Consider the following 17,951-nt stretch of genomic DNA (forward strand, 5'->3'; position numbering starts at 1 on the left):
GGCGGACACCCCATCCGCAATATGGAGACAAGCCAGATGGATTTCAGCTTACCCGAGCCGCTGCAGGCGCTGCGCCAGCGCACCGCGGCGTTTATCCACGACGAGATCCTGCCATTGGAGGCCGATCCCGGCCGCGGCGCGCACGGCCCCACCGAGGCGCTGCGCGTGGCACTCAACGACCGCGCAAGGAAGGCAGGGCTGCTGGCGCCACACGTCGGCGAGCAATGGGGCGGCCTGGGACTGTCGCATCTCGGCCGCGCGGTGGTGTTCGAGGAAGCCGGCTATTCGCTCCTCGGTCCGCTTGCGTTGCATTGCGCCGCGCCCGACGAAGGCAATATGCACCTGCTGGAAGCCGTGGCCACGCCCGCGCAGAAGACCCGCTGGCTGCGCCCTCTGGCGGCAGCGGAGATCCGCTCCTGCTTCTGCATGACGGAGCCGCATCCCGGCGCCGGCTCCGATCCCGCGCTGCTGCAGACCACGGCCGAGCGCGACGGCGACGGCTACGTGATCCATGGCCACAAATGGCTGATCACCGGTGCCGATGGTGCCGGTTTTGCCATCGTGATGGCACACGTGCCTGGCGAGGGCGGCGGACCGACCATGTTTCTGACCGACATGCGCGTTCCGGGCATCCGCATCGGCCGCATCATCGACAGCATCGACCAGAGCTTTGCCGGCGGGCATGCCGAGGTGTTCTTCGAAGGTTGCCGCGTCCGCCCCGACCAGGTGCTCGGCGAAGTCGGCCAGGGCCTGCGCTATGCGCAGGTACGGCTGGCCCCGGCGCGGCTCACGCACTGCATGCGCTGGCTCGGTGCCGCGCGCCGCGCGCACGACATCGCCACCGCGCATGCGCGCGAACGGCACGCATTCGGCAAGCCGATCGGCGAGCATGAAGGCGTCGGCTTCATGCTCGCCGACAACGAGATCGACATGCACCTGTGCCGCTTGTCGATCTGGCATACGGCGTGGCTGCTCGACCAAGGTCTGCATGCGCGGCACGAGTCCAGCATGGCCAAGGTGTTCTGCGCCGAGGCGATCTTCCGCGTGGCGGACCGCTGCATGCAGATACTGGGCGGGCTGGGCGTGACGCGCGACACGGTGGTCGAGCAGATCTTCCGCGAGGCGCGCGCCTTCCGCATATACGACGGCCCTTCCGAAGTCCATCGCTGGGCCATCGCGCGCCGCGTGCTGCGTACGGAGGCGGCTTGATGACCAACCATGCAACGCTGTTCGACCTGCGCGGCAAGGTTGCGGTGGTGACCGGCGGCGGCCGCGGCATCGGCCGCGCGATCGCGCAAGCGCTGGCGGCACACGGCGCCGCGGTGGCGGTCTGCGGACGCACCGCCGGCACGCTGGCCGACGTGACCGACACCATCACCATCCAGGGCGCCCAGGCGCTGGCGGTCACCGCCGACGTGGCCAGCGACGACGAGATCCGACGCCTGCGCGAAACAGTGCTCGACCGCTTCGGGCAGATCGACATCCTCGTCAACAACGCCGGCATCGATCCGCACTATGCTTCAATGGAGCACACCACCGCGGCGGAATGGCACCAGATCCTGGACGTGAACCTGAGCGGCGTCTATCGCTGCTGCCGGGAGCTGGGCGCCGCCATGCTGCCGCGCCGCCAGGGCGCGATCATCAACATCAGCTCCATCGCCGGGCATATCGGACTGAAGCGGCAGGTGCCTTATGCGGCCTCCAAGGGAGGCGTGGAGCAACTGACCAGGGCGCTGGCCCACGACTGGGCCGAGCATGGCATCCGCGTCAACGCCATTGCCTACGGCTTCGTGCAGACCGACCTGACCGCCGGCGTGGTCGCGCATCCGCATATCGGCGCGAAGCTACTGTCGCGGATCCCGATGGGCCGCTTCGGCAACCTGGACGACGTGCCGGGCGCGGCGGTGTTCCTGGCCTCGCCGGCTGCCGCGTATGTCACCGGCCACAGCCTGCTGGTGGACGGCGGCTGGACCGCCACCTGACAAACCTCTGCGAGACCGCCATGACCTCCGCGCTGGAAGGACTGAAGATTCTGGACCTGACCCGGCTGCTGCCCGGTGCGTTCTGCACGCAGCTGCTTGCCGACTACGGCGCCGACGTGCTCAAGATCGAGCAACCCGGGCAAGGCGACTACAACCGGCAGTTCGCCCCGATCCACAAGCAGGAATCGGGGTCGTTCCTGCTGCTCAACCGCAACAAGCGCAGCCTGACGCTAGATTTGAAGGCGCCCGAGGGCAAGGAGGTGTTCCTGCGGCTCGCGCGCGAGGCCGACGTCGTGGTGGAGGGTTTCCGCCCCGGCGTGATGGAGCGCCTGGGGCTGCATTACGATGTGCTGGCCGCAGCCAATCCGCGCCTGGTGTACTGCGCGATCTCCGGCTACGGCCAGGACGGTCCGCGCGCACAGGCGGCGGGGCACGATCTCAACTACATGGCGCTGACCGGTGCGCTGCAGCTGTTCGGCACGCCCGAAACCGGGCCGATCGTGCCGGGGTTGTCGATCGCCGACGTCGGCGGGGGTTCGCTGATGGCGGCGGTCGGCATCCTGACCGCGCTGTCGGCGCGCGGTGCCAGCGGACGCGGCCAGTTCGTCGACATTGCCATGACCGACGGTCTGGTGAGCTGGCTGTGCTACCACGCGGCGGACCACCTGTTCGGGGGCGTGGAGCCGCGCGGCGGCGAGCGGCCTTTCATCGGCCAGGCGCCCTGCTACAACGTCTATCGCTGCGCCGATGGCCGTCACCTCTCGCTCGGCATCATCGAGGCGCACTTCTGGCACCGCTTCTGCGACCTGATCGCCCGCCCGGACTTCAAGCCGATGCAATGGCCGAGCGGCGAAGAGGCCCTGCTGCAGAAGGCTGTCCTGACCTCGGTCTTCGGTGCCGAGGCACGCGATACGTGGGTCGAGCGCCTGGCGCAGGCTGACATCCCGGCCAGCCCCGTCAACGCCATGGCCGAGGCCTTCGACGATCCGCAGCTGCGCCACCGCGACATGCTGCAGTACCTGGACCATCCGGTCGAAGGTCGCATCCCGCAACTGGGCTTCCCGATCAAGTTCTCGGCGTCGCCTGGCAGCATCAGGCTGCCGCCGCCGCGGCTGGGCGAGCACAACGAATCCGTGCTTGCCGGACTCGGCTATTCCGCCGATGAAGTCGCTCGTCTGCGCGAACGCGCGGTGATCTAGCGCAGATTCTTTACCTGATGCCAATGCAGGCGGCGCCATCGCAGCGCCGCAGGAGACAAGACATGCCCGACCCGATGACGGCCTACGCCTACACCTACGAGCGCTTCCGCTGGTGCCTGCCAGCAAGCTTCAATTTCGGCCGTGACGTGGTGGACGCTCACGCACGGCTGCAGCCCGGCAAGCTCGCGTTGCTGTGGTGCGATCACACCGGCGCCGAGCGCCGCTATACCTTCGGCGACTTGCGCACCCTGACGAACCGCTGCGCCAACCTGCTGGCCGGCGCAGGCGTGCGCCGCGGCGACCGCGTGATCATCATGCTGCCGCGCATTCCGCACTGGCAGATCGCGATGATCGCCTGCCTCAAGCTGGGCGCGGTGCCGATCCCCTGCATCGAGATGCTGACGGCCAAGGACGTCGGCTACCGCATCGGCCATGCCGGCGCGACCGCCGTGATCGCGCATCGCGACAGCATCGGCAAGTTCGACGGCATCCATGGCATTGGCACCCGCATTGCCGTGGGCGGCGCCCCGGACTGGCTCGACTTCGACGCGGCGCTTGCCGGCTGCAGCGACGAGTTCACCTGCGCCGACCTGGCGCCGGACGAGCCGGCCATCCTCTACTACACGTCCGGCTCCACCGGCAATCCCAAGGGCGTACTGCACGCAACCCGCGCGCTCTACAGCTGGCGCGTGTCGGCCAGCCACTGGCAGGGCCTGCGCGCCGACGACCTGATGTGGTGCACTGCGGATACCGGCTGGAGCAAGGCCGGCACCAGCATCTTGTTCGGGCCATGGTCGGCGGGTACCGCCGTGCTGTTCTACAACGGCCCGTTCGACCCGGCCGAACGGCTGGCGCTGATCGCGCGCCACGGAGTCACCGTGTTCTGCGGCGCCGCGACGGAGTTCCGCCACCTCGTCAACGCGCGCTTCGCCGACTACGATCTGAGCCGGCTGCGGCTGGCCGTTTCGGCGGGCGAAGCGGTCAACCCGGAGGTGGTGCGCCGCTGGTGCGAGGCCACCGGCGTGGAACTGCGCGAAGGCTACGGGCAGACCGAAACGCTGATGACAGTGGTCAATCCACCGGGCGTGCCCACGCGTGCCGGCTCGATGGGGTTGCCGCTGCCGGGTTCGGTGCTGGCGATCCTGGATGAGCAGGGGCGCCCGCTGCCCGCCGGCTCCAGTGGCCAGCTTGCACTGCGGCTGCCGCATCCGCAGGTGATGCTCGGCTACTGGAACGACCCCGCCCTGACCGCCACGACCCGCGCACAGCATGAAGGCACCGAATATTTTCTGACCGGCGACCTGGCGCATGCCGATACCGACGGCTACCTGTACTACGACGGTCGCAGCGACGACATCATCAGCTCGGCCGGCTATCGCATCGGCCCGATGGAGGTGGAGAACGCGCTGATCGAGCATCCGGCGGTGCTGGAATGCGCGGTGGTGGGCAGCCCCGACGCGGAGCGCGGCGAGATCGTCAAGGCCTTCGTCACGCTGCGGCGGGGCTTCACGGCGGACGATGCGTTGGCGCGCGCGCTGCAGGACCATGTCAAGCAGGTCACGGCACCCTACAAATATCCGCGCGCGATCGCCTTCGTCGACGCCTTGCCCAAGACTGCCAGCGGCAAGCTGATGCGGCGCCTGCTGCGCGATCGCGAATACGCGGCGCACAGTGCGCCCGGCCAGCGCGCATGAAAAAATCCCCCCGCAATCCCCGGAGTCATGATGCCAGTCGGAACCTACCGCTACCTGCCGCTTGAACGCGTGCATTTCGGCCGCCCCGCCGCGCAAGTGCTGGCCGAGGAGGCCAGCCAGCGTGGCGCCACGCGCGTGTTCGTGGTCAGCAGCCGCACCCTGAACCGCACCACCAGCGCAGTGAGCGGCGCCACCGCCGGCCTGCGCGACAAGCTGGTCGGCCTGTTCGATGCCTGCGTCGAACACGTGCCGCGCGACGCCGTGATGGCCTTGGCCGGCGCGATGCGCGAGGCGCGTCCCGACCTGGTCGTCACCATCGGCGGTGGCACCGCCATCGATACCGTCAAGGTCGCGCTGGCTTGCCTGGCGCAGGACGTGCGCACGGCCGCCGCCATGGATGCCATTCGCGTGCGGGTCGATGCCGCCGGGCAGCCGCAGGTGCCACAGATCCCTGCGCCGCCGTGCCGGCAGATCGCAGTGCCAACCACGCTGTCGGCGGCGGAGTTCAGCGACCTGGCCGGCTGCACCGACTCCCTCAGCGGCAGCAAGCATCATGTCACCGCGAATGGCATCGGGCCAGCCAGCGTGATCCTGGATCCGGCAATCACGTTGCATACGCCATCGCAGCTCTGGCTGTCCACCGGCATCCGTGCGATCGACCATGCGGTGGAATCGGTCTGCTCGGTCGATGCGCAAGCCATGACGGACGCCACCTGCCTGCACGGACTGGCACTACTGGTCGCCGCCTTGCGCCGACACCGCGAAGATCCGGCGGACCATGCGGCACGCCTGGACTGCCAGCTTGGTGTCTGGCTTTGCGCCAGCGGCGTCAACCGCGTACGCTACGGCGCCAGCCATGGGATCGGGCACGTGCTGGGCGGCGCCCTCGGCGTTCCGCACGGCATCACCTCGTGCGTGCTGCTGCCGGCGGTGATGCGCTACAACCTCGGGGTGACGGCGCCGGCGCAACGGGCCGTGGCGCGCGCGCTGGGACATGAGGGAGCCGACGCGGCTGGACTGGTGTCCGCGCTGATCCATGACCTGGGCTTGCCGACGCGGCTGCGGGAACTCGACATCGGGCCAGCGCAGTTCGAAACCCTGGCACAGCTGGCGCTGGAGAACCAATGGGTGCGCGCCAACCCGCGTCGCATCGACCGCGCCCAGCAGGTGGTCGATATTTTGCAGTCGGCCTGGTGAGGCGACAATATCGCACGCGTGAAGTTTCGTAATCGCTGGTCTTCCGCACCTTGTGTGACGAAGGTGCGCTGCGCGGAGGTGTTGACGAACGTAGGCGATTCCATGCGTGCGCACCCATCGACCGAGATTGTCGCCATGGGCCGGTGGGTTACCTACTGCGAGACGGTCGAAATCGCGCCGCTAGCAGCCACGCAAGTCATGGCAGCGCCTGAGCGATCAGCCACGCGCCACGCGGCTGGCGCTGTACGAGCGGGCAATGGGTGCTACACAGGGGCGGCACGATGAAAAGTATCGCTTGTTCAGGCATCCGTGCGAACGATGCGCTACCGTAGGCCCGGCGCGTGACCTGATACCTTATTGGTTGGAGGACGCTGCCAAGATCCAGCGTCTATGTAAAGTTACTTTTGCCTGTCCCCGCAAATGCATGCGTACGAGGGTGTAGGCGGCCATGCTCAGGACAACATCTGGTCGACTCGCTTCAGTCCACGCACCATCACCTGACGCATGCGTCTGACTGTCTTGACCCAGCCAAAGCCTTGTTCGATCAGCTTGCTGTCGGCTATCGTTAAGCATGATCTTGACTGCATCGGCTCGACGTGTGCGTCAGCAGTGCTCACCATGGCGCTCGTCGTCGCGGTCGCTGCCATCATTGCGAACAAAGCTCTTGCGCCTGCCCAAGCTCGGATCAGCGAACCGTCCACGCAAAAGTGCTCGCCCGACAGCCAGTTCTGGGGCGAAAACCGGATGCTGTAGGGCACCTGCAGCAACATCGCCTTTGGAACTTTCTCCGGCGCGATGCTCGGACGACCGCCCTTGATGTCAGCCTCATACATCCTCCAGAACGAGGCCGGTTCATCTTCGCTAAGGCCTGATTGACCATGGTGCGGATCGAGCGCAGCGGGAGGTTCTTTGTAACGAAATCGTCCAGCCGTCGCATGATGAACAGGCGTTCGGTAAAGGTGTATGAGGCGCGCCTGCGATGTGGGAATTTGATTCGTGTCGAATTCTCAGATCATGCTTCGACATGTCCATACGCTGACTTGTGGTCGAGGTACTTCAGCAGCTAGGGCTCTTTTGCGCTGCTCTCGAGCAGCGCCTCAGTCAGCATCGTGATCAGCGGCTCCGTCATCGGCTGCATCGCAGGGTTGCCACTGATCACTGACACCTCCACCGTTGGCAGAGATGGCCAATGCGTCGATGGGGAAAGGATGCGCATGCCTTCCTGTACAAACGACTTGCCGAGCACTGTCACACCCAACCCTCCGAGTACGGCTGCTTGGACTCCGCCAAGACTGCTAGCGGTGCAGGCGGCCACCCAGTCGCGCTGCACGTCCCTGAGAACGTCCGTCATGATCTCGCGGTAGGCGCATGGCGGCCGCATCATGACAAGCCGGGCTGGGCGGCGAGGGTCGGGGCGGTGATCGACGGCCGCCAGCCAGACCAGAGGTTCTCGCCAAATCACGCGTCCACGGGCCGTGGCTCCTCCATTCCTCGCCTTGGCGATCACCACATCGAGCAAGCCGGACTCGTATTCTGTCAGCAAGCCTTGGGTCGAGCTTGTGCTTAGTTCGATCTGCACATCGGGATATTGCTGACGGAAGCGGGAAAGCAACGACGGCAGTTGCGTCCGCACAAGGTTCTCGGAAATGCCCAACCGAAAAAGGGCAGGTTTGGGCGCTTCCCGTACCTCTTGCAAAAATGAGTTGTAGTGACCAAGCAAACGCTTTGCCGCAACGAGAATCCGCTCTCCGTCGCGCGTAAGGACCAGGGAGCGGCTGGAGCGCTCGAAGACGCGTAACCCTAGTGCGTCTTCGAGTCGCAATAGCTTCTGACTGACCGCAGACTGCGAGCGACCGATGATGCCCGCAGCAGCGGTGAAACTCCCGGCCTCGGCGACCGCCACGAATGCTCTCAGCAGATCAGGTTCGACATCATGCATAGTGCATCAAGCAGTTTAACGAATGGATGCAAGAAACATTATTCGTTTGTCTTCTTGATTGCAAGTGCCAATAATCGGTACACCAACAAATCAACCATTGTTCTGGAGAATGATGTGATGTGCCGCAGAGATTCAATTGCCGTTGTTGAAAACTTCTGGCGTCAGGTATGGCAAGCGAGGAACCCCGATGCGATCGATGATCTAGTTGCTGAAGACTTCGTCATTACGTCTGGCGGCGTCGAGATCCGCTCGCGACCCCAGTTCAAGCGATGGGTGGCGGCCTTTCTTGAGAGCATTGAAGATTTCCGCTTCGAAGTTATCGAGACGTTCCAAAATGAAAGCGGTGATCGAGTGGTGTCGCGCTGGCTCGTTAGTGGCAGGAACAACGGCTTTATGGGCTCGTCGCCATGCCAGTCACCGATCCGCATGACCGGCACCGCCGTGCTGCATGTAGGCGAGGATGGATTGATACAGCACAACTGGGTCGAGCGTAGCGCGCTGGAAGTCCATCGCAGCCTGTCTGGCGTAACCGTTTGACCGACATGTCTGGCATCCCACGGCGATACGGCCATTTGGTGTTCGGCGCGATCCAATCTGCCATCAGTTGCGCCATTACTGCTGCAATCGCCAATGAGCCCTTTCTGGCGAGCGGTACTTTCATCTCGCACTGGCTGAACGCCTACGTCGTGTCGTGGGCCCTCATACTGCCAATCGTGCTGCTGGTCGCGCCCTCCATTCGACGTGCCGTCAATGTGCTAACGCGCTAGGCCTCCGGCTGCCGCAGCTGCGCGAAAACGCTTCGCCGGCGCAGCCCGAAGCGGAGCTGTCGTCGGATGCGCGCTGATGTCGACCTTCAGACTGTACGTCGAGATCGGGAGGAATCTCAGAAATTGACGTCGTCCGTCGCTCGCCTGTGGCGTTGTCGTAGCTGAGCAGTCCTGCTTCACCGCCCGCAGCCTCTACGGGGTGTACCTCTACCGTATTCCGCCTGCTCCACAAGTTCCACGCGCCACGGGGTACTTTCGCTCGCCGCGAGGGTGCTTCTAGCGGCGCCCTGGTCTCGGTCGTGCGTGTTACTGCGGGTCTACGAGCAGTGAGTAGTAACGCCGTTCACGCACCCGGAATTTCAAGCTCACCGTTTGGATGCGCTCCGCGCATTCCTGAGAGATCGTCGCGTTGACGCTGCGACCCTGCCCAAAAACAACGGAGCTCCAAGAAAGGCGAAAGCCAAACATGGTCGAATGAAACGCAGCAAAATATGAACTTTTTCTTCGGCTAGCAAGATAGCTTTATTTCTGCGGCCGGTAAAGCGCAATTCTTCTTCAAGCTGAAACACAATGTCACATTTCGCGAATTTCCGTTCCACATGATGGCATCCGCGACATTTCCAGGAGGCTCTTCATGACTGCCGTGCAATTGCTCGGAGAGCCTTACAACTAAAGGCACACCGCTGTATAGCGCAACGATTGCGTTTTTCTCAAGCAAGAGCCACAAATTCTCGCTTGTCAAGCCAGGTGCAATACTTAAGACTGGCACTGTACCCGACAAACTCTGACGCTATAGCTGGTCATGAGATCGTCGGTGCCACGGATCGATCAGATTAACTAGGGACGGGGCGTGCATGGCCCCTCCCCCGCAGTCGTGGCACTTCACTAGCGATATTATGAAAATGAACTCTGCTTTCACCCCTGCGCTTGCGGCGATCACGCAAGAAATTTCCTACGGCTCCTTGCCACCAGATGTGAAGACGGTCGCACGACAGGCATTGATGGACTGGGTCGGTGTCGCGTTGGCGGGCTCAAATGAAGATTTCGTGCATTCCATGGCACGAGTCCTGTCAGCCCAAGGCGGGGCCGCCAAGTGCACTACAATTGGTCACGCTTTGCGCTTGCCAAGCGTAAGCGCAGCTCTAATGAATGGGCTGTGTTCCCACGCCCTTGACTATGACGATGTTCATTTTGCAATTCCTGGTCACGCATCCGCCCCAGTTCTTGCCGCAGCGCTGGCAGTAGCAGAAGATATTGGTTCTAGCGGCAGAGAGCTTCTTGAGGCATTCGTAGCAGGTGTCGAAGTGAGCTGTCGGCTGGGAATTGCCATGGCGCCGACGCATTACACCATGGGATTCCATGCAACAGCGACGATTGGCTCCTTCGGTGCCGCTGCCGCTACTGCTAAGTTATTGAAGTTCAACCTTGAGCAGATCCAGTCAACCTTCGGAGTTGTGGCAACTCGAGCGGCCGGGCTAAAGGCCGTTTTTGGAACTTCCTGTAAGCCACTACAGGCGGGTAACGCTGCTTCGGCCGGCGTCCTATCTGCTTTACTCGTGCAACAAGGCTTCGATTCCACAAAGGATGTTCTCGATCACCGTCTTGGCTTTCCAGCTACGCACGGGGGAGGGAATAACTTGCAATACGGACTCGAAGCCCCGAGAAGCGTGAGCGATTTTTCTCTGTCGCCAGAATTTTCGAAGGAAGCCGATGCGGCATTTCATCTGCAGCTAACGTTGTTCAAGTATCACGCCACGTGCTACGAGACGCATTCCGCGATCGAATGCGCCTTGAAGGCAAGGTCTAGAATTGGCGGGCGTGTCGACGCCATACATTCCGTGTCTGTGGAGGTGAACGCGCACTGTGACGATATTTGCAATATTCAGGACCCAAATAACGCGTTCGAGGCCAAGTTCAGCCTTCGAGCAGCAGTGGCCTTTGCGCTCCTGGGAATCGCAACAGGTGACCCAACGCAGATATCGGAAGCGAATCTTAACGCCGAGGTGGCAAAAAACTTAATGGCCCGTGTGACCGTTATACTTTGCCATGATGTGCCGGTTCCAGTGGCGAGGATGCGCGTGGAGCTGATAGATGGAACCTCCATCGTTGAGGAAAATGATTCAAGCGTGCCAATGACCGACCTCGTGGCACAGCAATATAAGCTGGATAGAAAGTTTTTTGCATTAGTTTCTCCTGTCATTGGAACCGACCGCGCCAAGGAACTGCATCGACAAATCGGAAATATCGATAATTCCAAAAACATCACCGACATGATGACGTCGTTGTCCCTTCAAGACCGCAAGGAAACATAGCAGCCATCTTAGATACCATTCAATATACCTACAACTCCCCATCAAGCAGCGGGGCGCATTTTGCTACACGGCCCGCATATCGCGGCGACCAATGCATTAAGAACAGACGAATGCCGGAAGCTATAAATTATTCAGACACTGCGAGCGTTGCAGATAATCCGTCGCTTTGCCACCTTGGAATCCGACTGGAAGAAATTAGTGAAGGGCGAGCTATTTTCTCTCTGGACGTGAATGAGCGACATCGAAATAGGATAGGAAGCCTCCAAGGTGGCGTGATCGCAACACTGCTTGATGCCGCCTGCGGATACGCTGGGCTCTACGAGGCAACTGGGAAGCCCCTTCAAAACGCTGTGACGGTGACCCTGACAATCAATTATTTGCGCAAAGCTTCGGGAGGCACCCTGCGAGCAGTTGGCACCGTCACGAAAGCCGGCAGGAAAATCTATTTTGCAACGAGTGAACTCGTGAATGAGGCTGGGGAGTTGATCGCCACTGCACAAGGTGCCTTCATGCGAGCCGTACAACCAGGACCGTGACGGCTTTATTCCACCGTCAGGCTATGCCGTTCCCAACTTTCGCCGACATCAACATAGAGGAGATGGCTTTCAGGATAAGTTGCATAGGCCAAACGCTCTTCCTACGTTCATACCTGCACTTCTTAAGTCCTACATTAATTAGTGCCTGAACTTTTGAGCTCCAATTCGGACAATAACCAAGTGCGAAATGCGAGCATGTTGTCGCTTTCTGGTCGGTGAGATGGGACCAGCAAATAGTAAGTGAATTCGCGCATGTTCACTACATTAACCAGCGGGGCAGCTAGGCGCCCCGCTACTACATCTTCCTCAACGAGGAATTGCTGTGCAATGGCGACGCCTTGCCCACCAATCGCGGCCATGTAAGCCATTGCCGAGCTTTGGTAGCTCATGCCACTTCGAGCGTCGATCGATACATTTTTGGCAGCACTGTTAAGCCAAAATTCCCAATCATATGGTCGAGCGACCGAATGCAGGAGCGTATGTTTCCTTAGATCACTGACGTGATGAATAGGCGTGTGACGAAGAAGATCCGGACTCGCCACAGGAATCAAAATATTTTCGACGAGGCGGTGCGCAAGCACGCCTGTCCACTTTCCGTCCCCGAGCCTAATCGCACCGTCGATATCTTCCTTTCGAAAGTCAACCTCGTCTACTGAGGTCGTCAAGTTGACCTGGATTCCAGGATTGACTAAGTAGAAACTTGATAGCCGAGGAATTAACCAGCGCATCGCAAACGTTGTGTATGCCCGGATATTGAGGTGCTTTTGTCGACCACTACGACGGATTTTCGATGACGCCCCCCTTATTTCATTGAGAGCCCTCGCAGCTGCCTCATACAAAAGTGTTCCTTCGCGCGTCAACGTAAGTTGGCGATGCCCACGAACGAGCAACTGGAGATCCAGGTCTTCCTCTAAGGCCTTGATTTGCCGACTAACCGCGCCCGCAGTTACACAGAGTTCTTCGGCTGCGGCAGTAATGCTCAAGTGGCGAGCAGTTGCTTCAAAAGCCTTGACTGAGTTTAAGGGAGGAAGATGATCCATGGCCTAATCTAAGACTCCCTTCAAGAAGGAAATCAAGAGGTGTTTTGGCTGTAGGCGGATAGACCGCAAACCGGATGCCAGCGCCCCAGTGATGAGCAAACCGTGAGGTAGCCTGATCGAGGCGGACACGCTTGGTCCTTAGATTAAGATCGTGGATCAGGAGTGTGCACAGATGAGCAAGGCAAGACAGACGTACGGGGAAGAGTTTCAGGCAGAGGCCGTGAGACTGGTGCTGGAACAGGGACTGACGCTGCAGTCGGCCGCGCAGCGTCTGGGGATTCCGAAGGGCACGTTGACGAATTGGGTGTCGAAAGCCAAGGCGCCTGGAACAGCAGCGGCACCAGGGGGCGTGACAGTGGCAGAGTTGGCGGCGGAGAATGCGAGGCTGCGCAAGGAGCTGGCCGAGGCGAGGCTGGAGCGCGATATTGTAAAAAAAGCCGCGGCGTACTTCGCCAGGGAATCACTGCCCGGTACGCGTTCGTGAGTCAATGGCGAGAAGTGTATCCGGTGAAGTTGATGTGCCGGGTATTGGGGGTCTCGCGCAGTGGCTACTACGACTGGACACACAGACCTTACGGGCTCAGTCCGGAACAGGAGCGGCTGCGTCTGGCGATCCGGGCAGCCCACAAGCGCACGCGTCAGACGTACGGTACGCGGCGCCTGCAGCGCGAGCTGGCTGGCGATGGATTCGTGGTCGGCCGTGATCGGCTGGCCAGATTGCGCAACGAGATGGGGATTCGGTGTCGGCAAAAGCGTCGATTCGTAGCGACAACTCGCTCGGCTCATAATCTGCCAGTGGCGCCCAACCTACTGGAGCAGAAATTTGAAGCCGACAGGCCAAATGCCGCGTGGGTGACAGACATCACGTATATCGCGACCGATGAGGGTTGGTTGTACCTGGCAGGAATCAAGGACCTGTACACGTGCGAGATCGTGGGCTACGCGATGGGGCCCAGAATGACACAGGAATTGGTGGGCGAGGCGCTGTTCCGGGCGGTGCGCAGCAAGCGGCCACGGCCCGGCCTGATTCATCATTCAGACCGGGGCAGCCAATACTGTGCTCACGGCTATCGCAGGTTGCTAGCGCAGTTCGGCATGCTGGCTTCGATGTCACGCAAGGGAAACTGCTACGACAATGCGCCCATGGAAAGCTTCTGGGGCAGCCTGAAAGCAGAGTTGGTGTACCACCATCGGTATGCCACCCGGCTGGAAGCCATGGCCTCTGTCCGTGAGTACATTGAGATTTTTTACAATCGCCAACGGCGCCATTCGAAGTTGGGGTACCGAACGCCAGGCGAAGTCGCTGCAAGCTACCTCAGTCGACTAGCTGCAGCATGAACCAGACGTGTCCGCGCTGGACAGAACACCTCACCGGGTAGTCGGGGAGGACCTGAGGCCGCAGCGGTGTCGCGGTTTACTCTGAACCTCGCCGACCTTCACATCTAAGACTTACTCGGGCTGCAAGTTGGCACGTTTGGCAAGTTCGCCCGATAAGACGATCTCGTCTCGAATGAAACGCTCGAACGTTGCTTGGGACATCGAAAGATCCTCAATACCGTTGGCCACATACTGTCGCTTCACGTCCGTAGAATCAATAGCACGCGCAATTTCTTGATGCAGCCGCGCAACAATAGCCGGTGGCGTTTTTGCTGAGACAAAGGCACCCACCCATAGCGGGTACTCTGCACCAGGCAATCCAGCTTCCGCAATAGTTGGGACGTTCGGCAGGAGAGGACTGCGTCGTTTCGACGTGATAGCTACGGCGCTGACGCGGCCTTCCTTAACCATTCCCATGGCGGTGTTAATAGGCGATACAAAATACTGCGATCGCCCCGCTGCCACATCAGTAATCGCCTCCGGCGTGCCTCGGAAGGGGATGTGCTGACCCGATATCTTTGCGACCATGTTGATTTTCTCAGCGCTCATGTGCGTTGAGCTTCCCGTACCGGCCGATGCGAAATTGAGCCCACCATTAGCCTTTCGCGCGACCGCGATGAGATCCGAAAGACTTCTATATTTCCCCGCCGGCGTCAACACCACGCCGGGGAACCCCCCAAATGCAGCTACGCTGACCAGGTCTCGCTGTGAGTCGTAGGGCAGGTTCTTATAGAGCCATGGAGCAATCACATAGGAGCCTGAATGCACCAACACCGTGTACCCGTCTGCAGGAGCTTTGGCTACATATCCAGCAGCGATGGCTCCGCCGGCGCCGGGTCGGTTCTCAACAATGACGGGCTGCTTGAGCTTGATAGACATCTGATTGGCTACAATACGAGCCATCAGATCCGTCGAACTTCCTGCGGTAAACGCCACCACCATTCGAATGGGACGGCTCGGGTAAGCTTCCTGAGCAGAGACGCACGCAGCCGTCATGCAAACGGCAGCCCCAAGTATCCATCGGATTTTCACGATTTTTCTCCTCCACAGCGGGCTTGCTTTGGCTTAGCTGCTGTTTTAAACCGATGGGCGAGCACACTGTTGACACCCACCCACTTAACAAAACATTGAAAACTATCGCCCGTGAAAAAGGGGGACTCGCTTTTCTGCAAACGCCCTTCTTCCCTCAATACGGTCTTGCGAGTCGCGAAGGACGCCCCACATCAGGTTCGCCTGAGCGGTGTAGTCGCGAGGACAAAGATGCGAGGTCTCAAGCGCAAGGCGCTTAACGGCCTGTACTGCCAATGGCCCGTTCCCGGCGATTCGTTGAGCTGTTGACATGACCGCGCTCATCAGTTTTTCGGGTTCCACCACATCGCTGATTAGGCCGATGCGGAGTGCTAGATCCGCGTCGATCCGATCACCGGTCAACGCGAGTTTCATCGCATGTGCAGCAGGAATCGCCCGAAGCAGTTGTTGGACACCGCCGGCCGCAGGCACGCTCGCGACCCGGACTTCAGGCAAAGCGAAGGAGGCCGTGCTAGCACCAATTCGCAAGTCACATTGCATTGCCAGTTCGAGACCCCCGCCGAGGCAATAGCCATTGATTGCAGCGATTATTGGCTTCCAAAGCTCAAGGCCGTTGAGATCGATAAGGCGGGTATATCCTCCATGAGACACCTCAGCCTCTACGCCGAGGAAACCAGTTCTTCCGAACGACTCCGATGTCGGCAAGGTGTTTTTTAAATTTGCCCCCGTGCAAAATGATCGGTCACCAGCTCCTGTGAGGACAATGCAACGCACAGCATCGTCATCCTGCAAGGAGCGCAATTGGTTCCGCAACGCGAGCAAGTCGGGAATCGTCAATGCATTGAGCGATTCCGGAGCATTTAGGGTCACGATTGCAATCGAATTTTCCGTTTGTACGTCGATAGCCATACAGACCTCCTAACTTCAGACGCTGGGACTGGATAAGGACCGCCCACCGCAGACGTATAATGTCTGTCCGGTGATGTATGACGCTTCCCTGCTTGCAAACATCAATGCGGCTGCGGCCACGTCAGACGGCTGGCCAATCCGGGCCACGGGAACGCTTTTCTTCAACTTTTCCTTGACTTCGTCAGTGAAGCTGTTGAACAGCGGAGTCTCAATGATTCCTGGTGCAATAGAGTTAGCAGTGATGCCTTTAGATGCCAGTTCGATCGCCAGCGACCGTGTGAAGCTTACCACCCCACCTTTCGCTGCGGAGTAATTGGCTTGCCCGAATCCACCAAGCCATGCGCGGGAGGATAGGTTAATAATGCGCCCATAGTTCTGGGCGATCATGCCCTCTACCACCGCTTTCACACAAAGAAACTGCGAACGAAGATTGAGGTTCATGACAAAATCCCAATCCTCCTCGCTCATCTTCGTAATACGTTTGTCGCGACTGATGCCTGCGTTATTGACTAAGACATCAGCTGTTTTCCAATGACCCGCGACTTCGGCGGTTGCGCTATAGACGGCCTCCGACGAAGTCACGTCCACATTAAGGGGAAGGAAGCGATCGGATCCCAGCACGTCTGCCGCGTGCTGCAGCGCTTGCTCGTTCAGATCGAATGCCGCTACACGATAGCCATTGTTCAGCAACGCTTCTACAATGCCGCGCCCAATACCTTGTGCTCCGCCGGTGACGATTGCTACTTGCTCAGTCATGCTGTTGCTCGAATATTTGGGGTAATTCAGGTTGTCAGGATCGTTACGAGCGCAACGGCAGAGTCGCCCGACATTTGTCCACCATTGTTTTCGGCCAAAGCGACCTTTGCCCCGGGACGTTGACGCGAACCGGCCTGGCCACGCAGCTGTTCTGTCAGTTCGACAATCTGAGCAGACCCAGTGGCACCGACAGGATGGCCGCGGCTTAGCAAGCCGCCGCTGGGATTCACCGAGATCCGACCGCCAATCGAAGTAGCGCCAGAGCGAATCAATGCACCCGCTTCACCAGGCTGACATAGTCCAAGATTCTCGTAGTGAATCAGCTCAGCCGGAGCTGAAGCGTCGTGCAGCTCGGCAACGTGGATATCTTCCGGTCCCACACCTGCTTCTTCATACGCCAGCCTTGCCGCGCTCACCGCTACAAGCTCTGCTCCTGGAACGCCAGTGGCGCTGACCACAGAGCAGGCTTTGATATATACGGGTACTTTAACGCCAAGCTTCCTAGCAAATTCAGCGGAGCAAATAACAATCGCTGAAGCGCCATCGCCGATCGATGAGCACATGAATAGCGTCAGGGGATCGCTCACCATGCGGCTGTTGAGAACTTCCTCGATGGTTGTGGTTCGACGAAACTGCGCCTTACTGTTGAGCGAACCGGCCAACCGGCTCTTCACGCATACACGGGCAAAGTCTTCGATTTCCACACCGGCATTCTTCATCCATTTACGCGTCTTGTTAGCGTAAATGTCCATGAAAACGCTTCCAGTACCGGTACCGATAGTGGCATCGAGCGTCTCTTCGAGGTCCACCGCTGCCGCGAACGCGCCAAAACTAACGCGCTTGTCCTCATGGGTCAGCTTCTCAGCACCAACTACAAGGACGCATTCATATTGGCCTGATACCACCGTAGCGCGTGCAAGATTCAATGCGGAACTACTTGAGGCACATGCGTTTTCGATATTGAACATCGGCTTACCAGCAAGCCCGGTGTTGCGAAGTGATGACTGGGCACGGATCATTTCCTGACCGGTCACTACTCCGGCTGCGGCGTTTGCAAAGAAAACACATTCAATCTGTGACGGCTGTACATTGGCGTCGACTAGTGCGTCACGCACCGCTTCTTCGCACAATGATTTCAGATTGCGATCCAAAAATTTTCCGAATTGCGTCATCCCGACGCCTGCGATCACTGCTTCGCTCATAATCACCTCGTT

Annotated in this window: 16 protein-coding genes and 1 pseudogene; 10 read left to right on the plus strand and 7 right to left on the minus strand. The window is 60.0% G+C overall.

What is annotated here, in order from left to right; translation table 11 throughout:
- The first annotated feature begins 36 nt into the window (after positions 1 to 36).
- From E0W60_RS34955 to E0W60_RS34975, 5 genes are all read left to right on the plus strand, one after another.
- Positions 37 to 1,209 carry an acyl-CoA dehydrogenase family protein gene (locus E0W60_RS34955; protein ID WP_135707408.1) on the plus strand — a complete coding sequence of 391 codons (1,173 nt, stop codon included), beginning with the start codon at positions 37 to 39 and terminating at the stop codon, positions 1,207 to 1,209.
- Positions 1,209 to 1,982: an SDR family NAD(P)-dependent oxidoreductase gene (locus E0W60_RS34960; protein ID WP_135707409.1), complete on the plus strand. Its 774-nt coding sequence runs from the start codon at positions 1,209 to 1,211 to the stop codon at positions 1,980 to 1,982. The genes E0W60_RS34955 and E0W60_RS34960 overlap by 1 nt, the downstream gene beginning before the upstream one ends.
- A gap of 20 nt (positions 1,983 to 2,002) precedes the next feature.
- A complete protein-coding gene (locus E0W60_RS34965; RefSeq protein WP_135707410.1) occupies positions 2,003 to 3,181 on the plus strand; it encodes a CaiB/BaiF CoA transferase family protein in 1,179 nt (392 codons plus the stop codon).
- Positions 3,182 to 3,243: 62 nt separating this feature from the next.
- Positions 3,244 to 4,875: an acyl-CoA synthetase gene (locus tag E0W60_RS34970; RefSeq protein WP_240746160.1), complete on the plus strand. Its 1,632-nt coding sequence runs from the start codon at positions 3,244 to 3,246 to the stop codon at positions 4,873 to 4,875.
- A gap of 27 nt (positions 4,876 to 4,902) precedes the next feature.
- The gene (locus tag E0W60_RS34975; protein ID WP_135707411.1) at positions 4,903 to 6,072 is read left to right on the plus strand and encodes an iron-containing alcohol dehydrogenase; all 1,170 of its coding nucleotides are present in this window, start codon (positions 4,903 to 4,905) and stop codon (positions 6,070 to 6,072) included.
- 630 nt (positions 6,073 to 6,702) lie between these two features.
- Here the strand turns inward: E0W60_RS34975 and E0W60_RS38495 are convergent.
- Positions 6,703 to 7,009 (minus strand): annotated as a pseudogene (locus tag E0W60_RS38495) (IS5/IS1182 family transposase); the annotation flags it as partial.
- A 126-nt stretch (positions 7,010 to 7,135) separates the two neighbouring features.
- Positions 7,136 to 8,011 (minus strand): LysR family transcriptional regulator, encoded by an 876-nt coding sequence (locus E0W60_RS34985; protein WP_135707412.1) that lies wholly within the window; start codon positions 8,009 to 8,011, stop codon positions 7,136 to 7,138.
- A 117-nt stretch (positions 8,012 to 8,128) separates the two neighbouring features.
- On the opposite strand from E0W60_RS34985, the gene E0W60_RS34990 reads away from it, so the two are divergent.
- The 4 genes from E0W60_RS34990 to E0W60_RS35005 all read left to right on the plus strand — a co-directional run bounded on the left by E0W60_RS34990 (position 8,129) and on the right by E0W60_RS35005 (position 11,626).
- Positions 8,129 to 8,548, plus strand: a complete 420-nt coding sequence (locus E0W60_RS34990) for an ester cyclase (protein ID WP_135707736.1) — start codon at positions 8,129 to 8,131, stop codon at positions 8,546 to 8,548.
- 5 nt (positions 8,549 to 8,553) lie between these two features.
- Positions 8,554 to 8,778, plus strand: a complete 225-nt coding sequence (locus E0W60_RS34995; protein ID WP_135707738.1) for a DUF2798 domain-containing protein — start codon at positions 8,554 to 8,556, stop codon at positions 8,776 to 8,778.
- 902 nt (positions 8,779 to 9,680) lie between these two features.
- Positions 9,681 to 11,090, plus strand: coding sequence for an MmgE/PrpD family protein (locus E0W60_RS35000; RefSeq protein ID WP_167884697.1), 1,410 nt, complete (start codon positions 9,681 to 9,683; stop codon positions 11,088 to 11,090).
- A 110-nt stretch (positions 11,091 to 11,200) separates the two neighbouring features.
- Positions 11,201 to 11,626 carry a PaaI family thioesterase gene (locus E0W60_RS35005; RefSeq protein WP_135707414.1) on the plus strand — a complete coding sequence of 142 codons (426 nt, stop codon included), beginning with the start codon at positions 11,201 to 11,203 and terminating at the stop codon, positions 11,624 to 11,626.
- 134 nt (positions 11,627 to 11,760) lie between these two features.
- Here E0W60_RS35005 and gcvA read toward each other — a convergent pair whose 3' ends face one another.
- On the minus strand, positions 11,761 to 12,666 hold the full coding sequence (gene gcvA, locus E0W60_RS35010; RefSeq protein ID WP_135707415.1) for a transcriptional regulator GcvA: 906 nt from the start codon (positions 12,664 to 12,666) through the stop codon (positions 11,761 to 11,763).
- 172 nt (positions 12,667 to 12,838) lie between these two features.
- On the opposite strand from gcvA, the gene E0W60_RS35015 reads away from it, so the two are divergent.
- A protein-coding gene (locus E0W60_RS35015; protein WP_135706549.1) for an IS3 family transposase occupies positions 12,839 to 14,004 on the plus strand; the annotation gives its coding sequence in 2 pieces (ribosomal slippage) (positions 12,839 to 13,103 and positions 13,103 to 14,004; 1,167 coding nt in all).
- Between the two features lie 111 nt (positions 14,005 to 14,115).
- On the opposite strand, the gene E0W60_RS35020 is transcribed toward E0W60_RS35015, so the two are convergent.
- The 4 genes from E0W60_RS35020 to E0W60_RS35035 form a co-directional block, all read right to left on the minus strand.
- Positions 14,116 to 15,075: a tripartite tricarboxylate transporter substrate-binding protein gene (locus E0W60_RS35020; protein ID WP_135707416.1), complete on the minus strand. Its 960-nt coding sequence runs from the start codon at positions 15,073 to 15,075 to the stop codon at positions 14,116 to 14,118.
- 102 nt (positions 15,076 to 15,177) lie between these two features.
- Entirely contained in the window at positions 15,178 to 15,981 is an 804-nt protein-coding gene (locus tag E0W60_RS35025) for an enoyl-CoA hydratase/isomerase family protein (RefSeq protein WP_135707417.1), read from the minus strand.
- A gap of 15 nt (positions 15,982 to 15,996) precedes the next feature.
- The gene (locus E0W60_RS35030) at positions 15,997 to 16,737 is read right to left on the minus strand and encodes an SDR family oxidoreductase (RefSeq protein ID WP_135707418.1); all 741 of its coding nucleotides are present in this window, start codon (positions 16,735 to 16,737) and stop codon (positions 15,997 to 15,999) included.
- A gap of 26 nt (positions 16,738 to 16,763) precedes the next feature.
- Positions 16,764 to 17,939 (minus strand): thiolase family protein, encoded by a 1,176-nt coding sequence (locus tag E0W60_RS35035; protein ID WP_135707419.1) that lies wholly within the window; start codon positions 17,937 to 17,939, stop codon positions 16,764 to 16,766.
- Positions 17,940 to 17,951 lie beyond the last annotated feature (12 nt).

The organism is Cupriavidus oxalaticus, from assembly GCF_004768545.1.
Lineage (GTDB): Bacteria > Pseudomonadota > Gammaproteobacteria > Burkholderiales > Burkholderiaceae > Cupriavidus > Cupriavidus oxalaticus_A.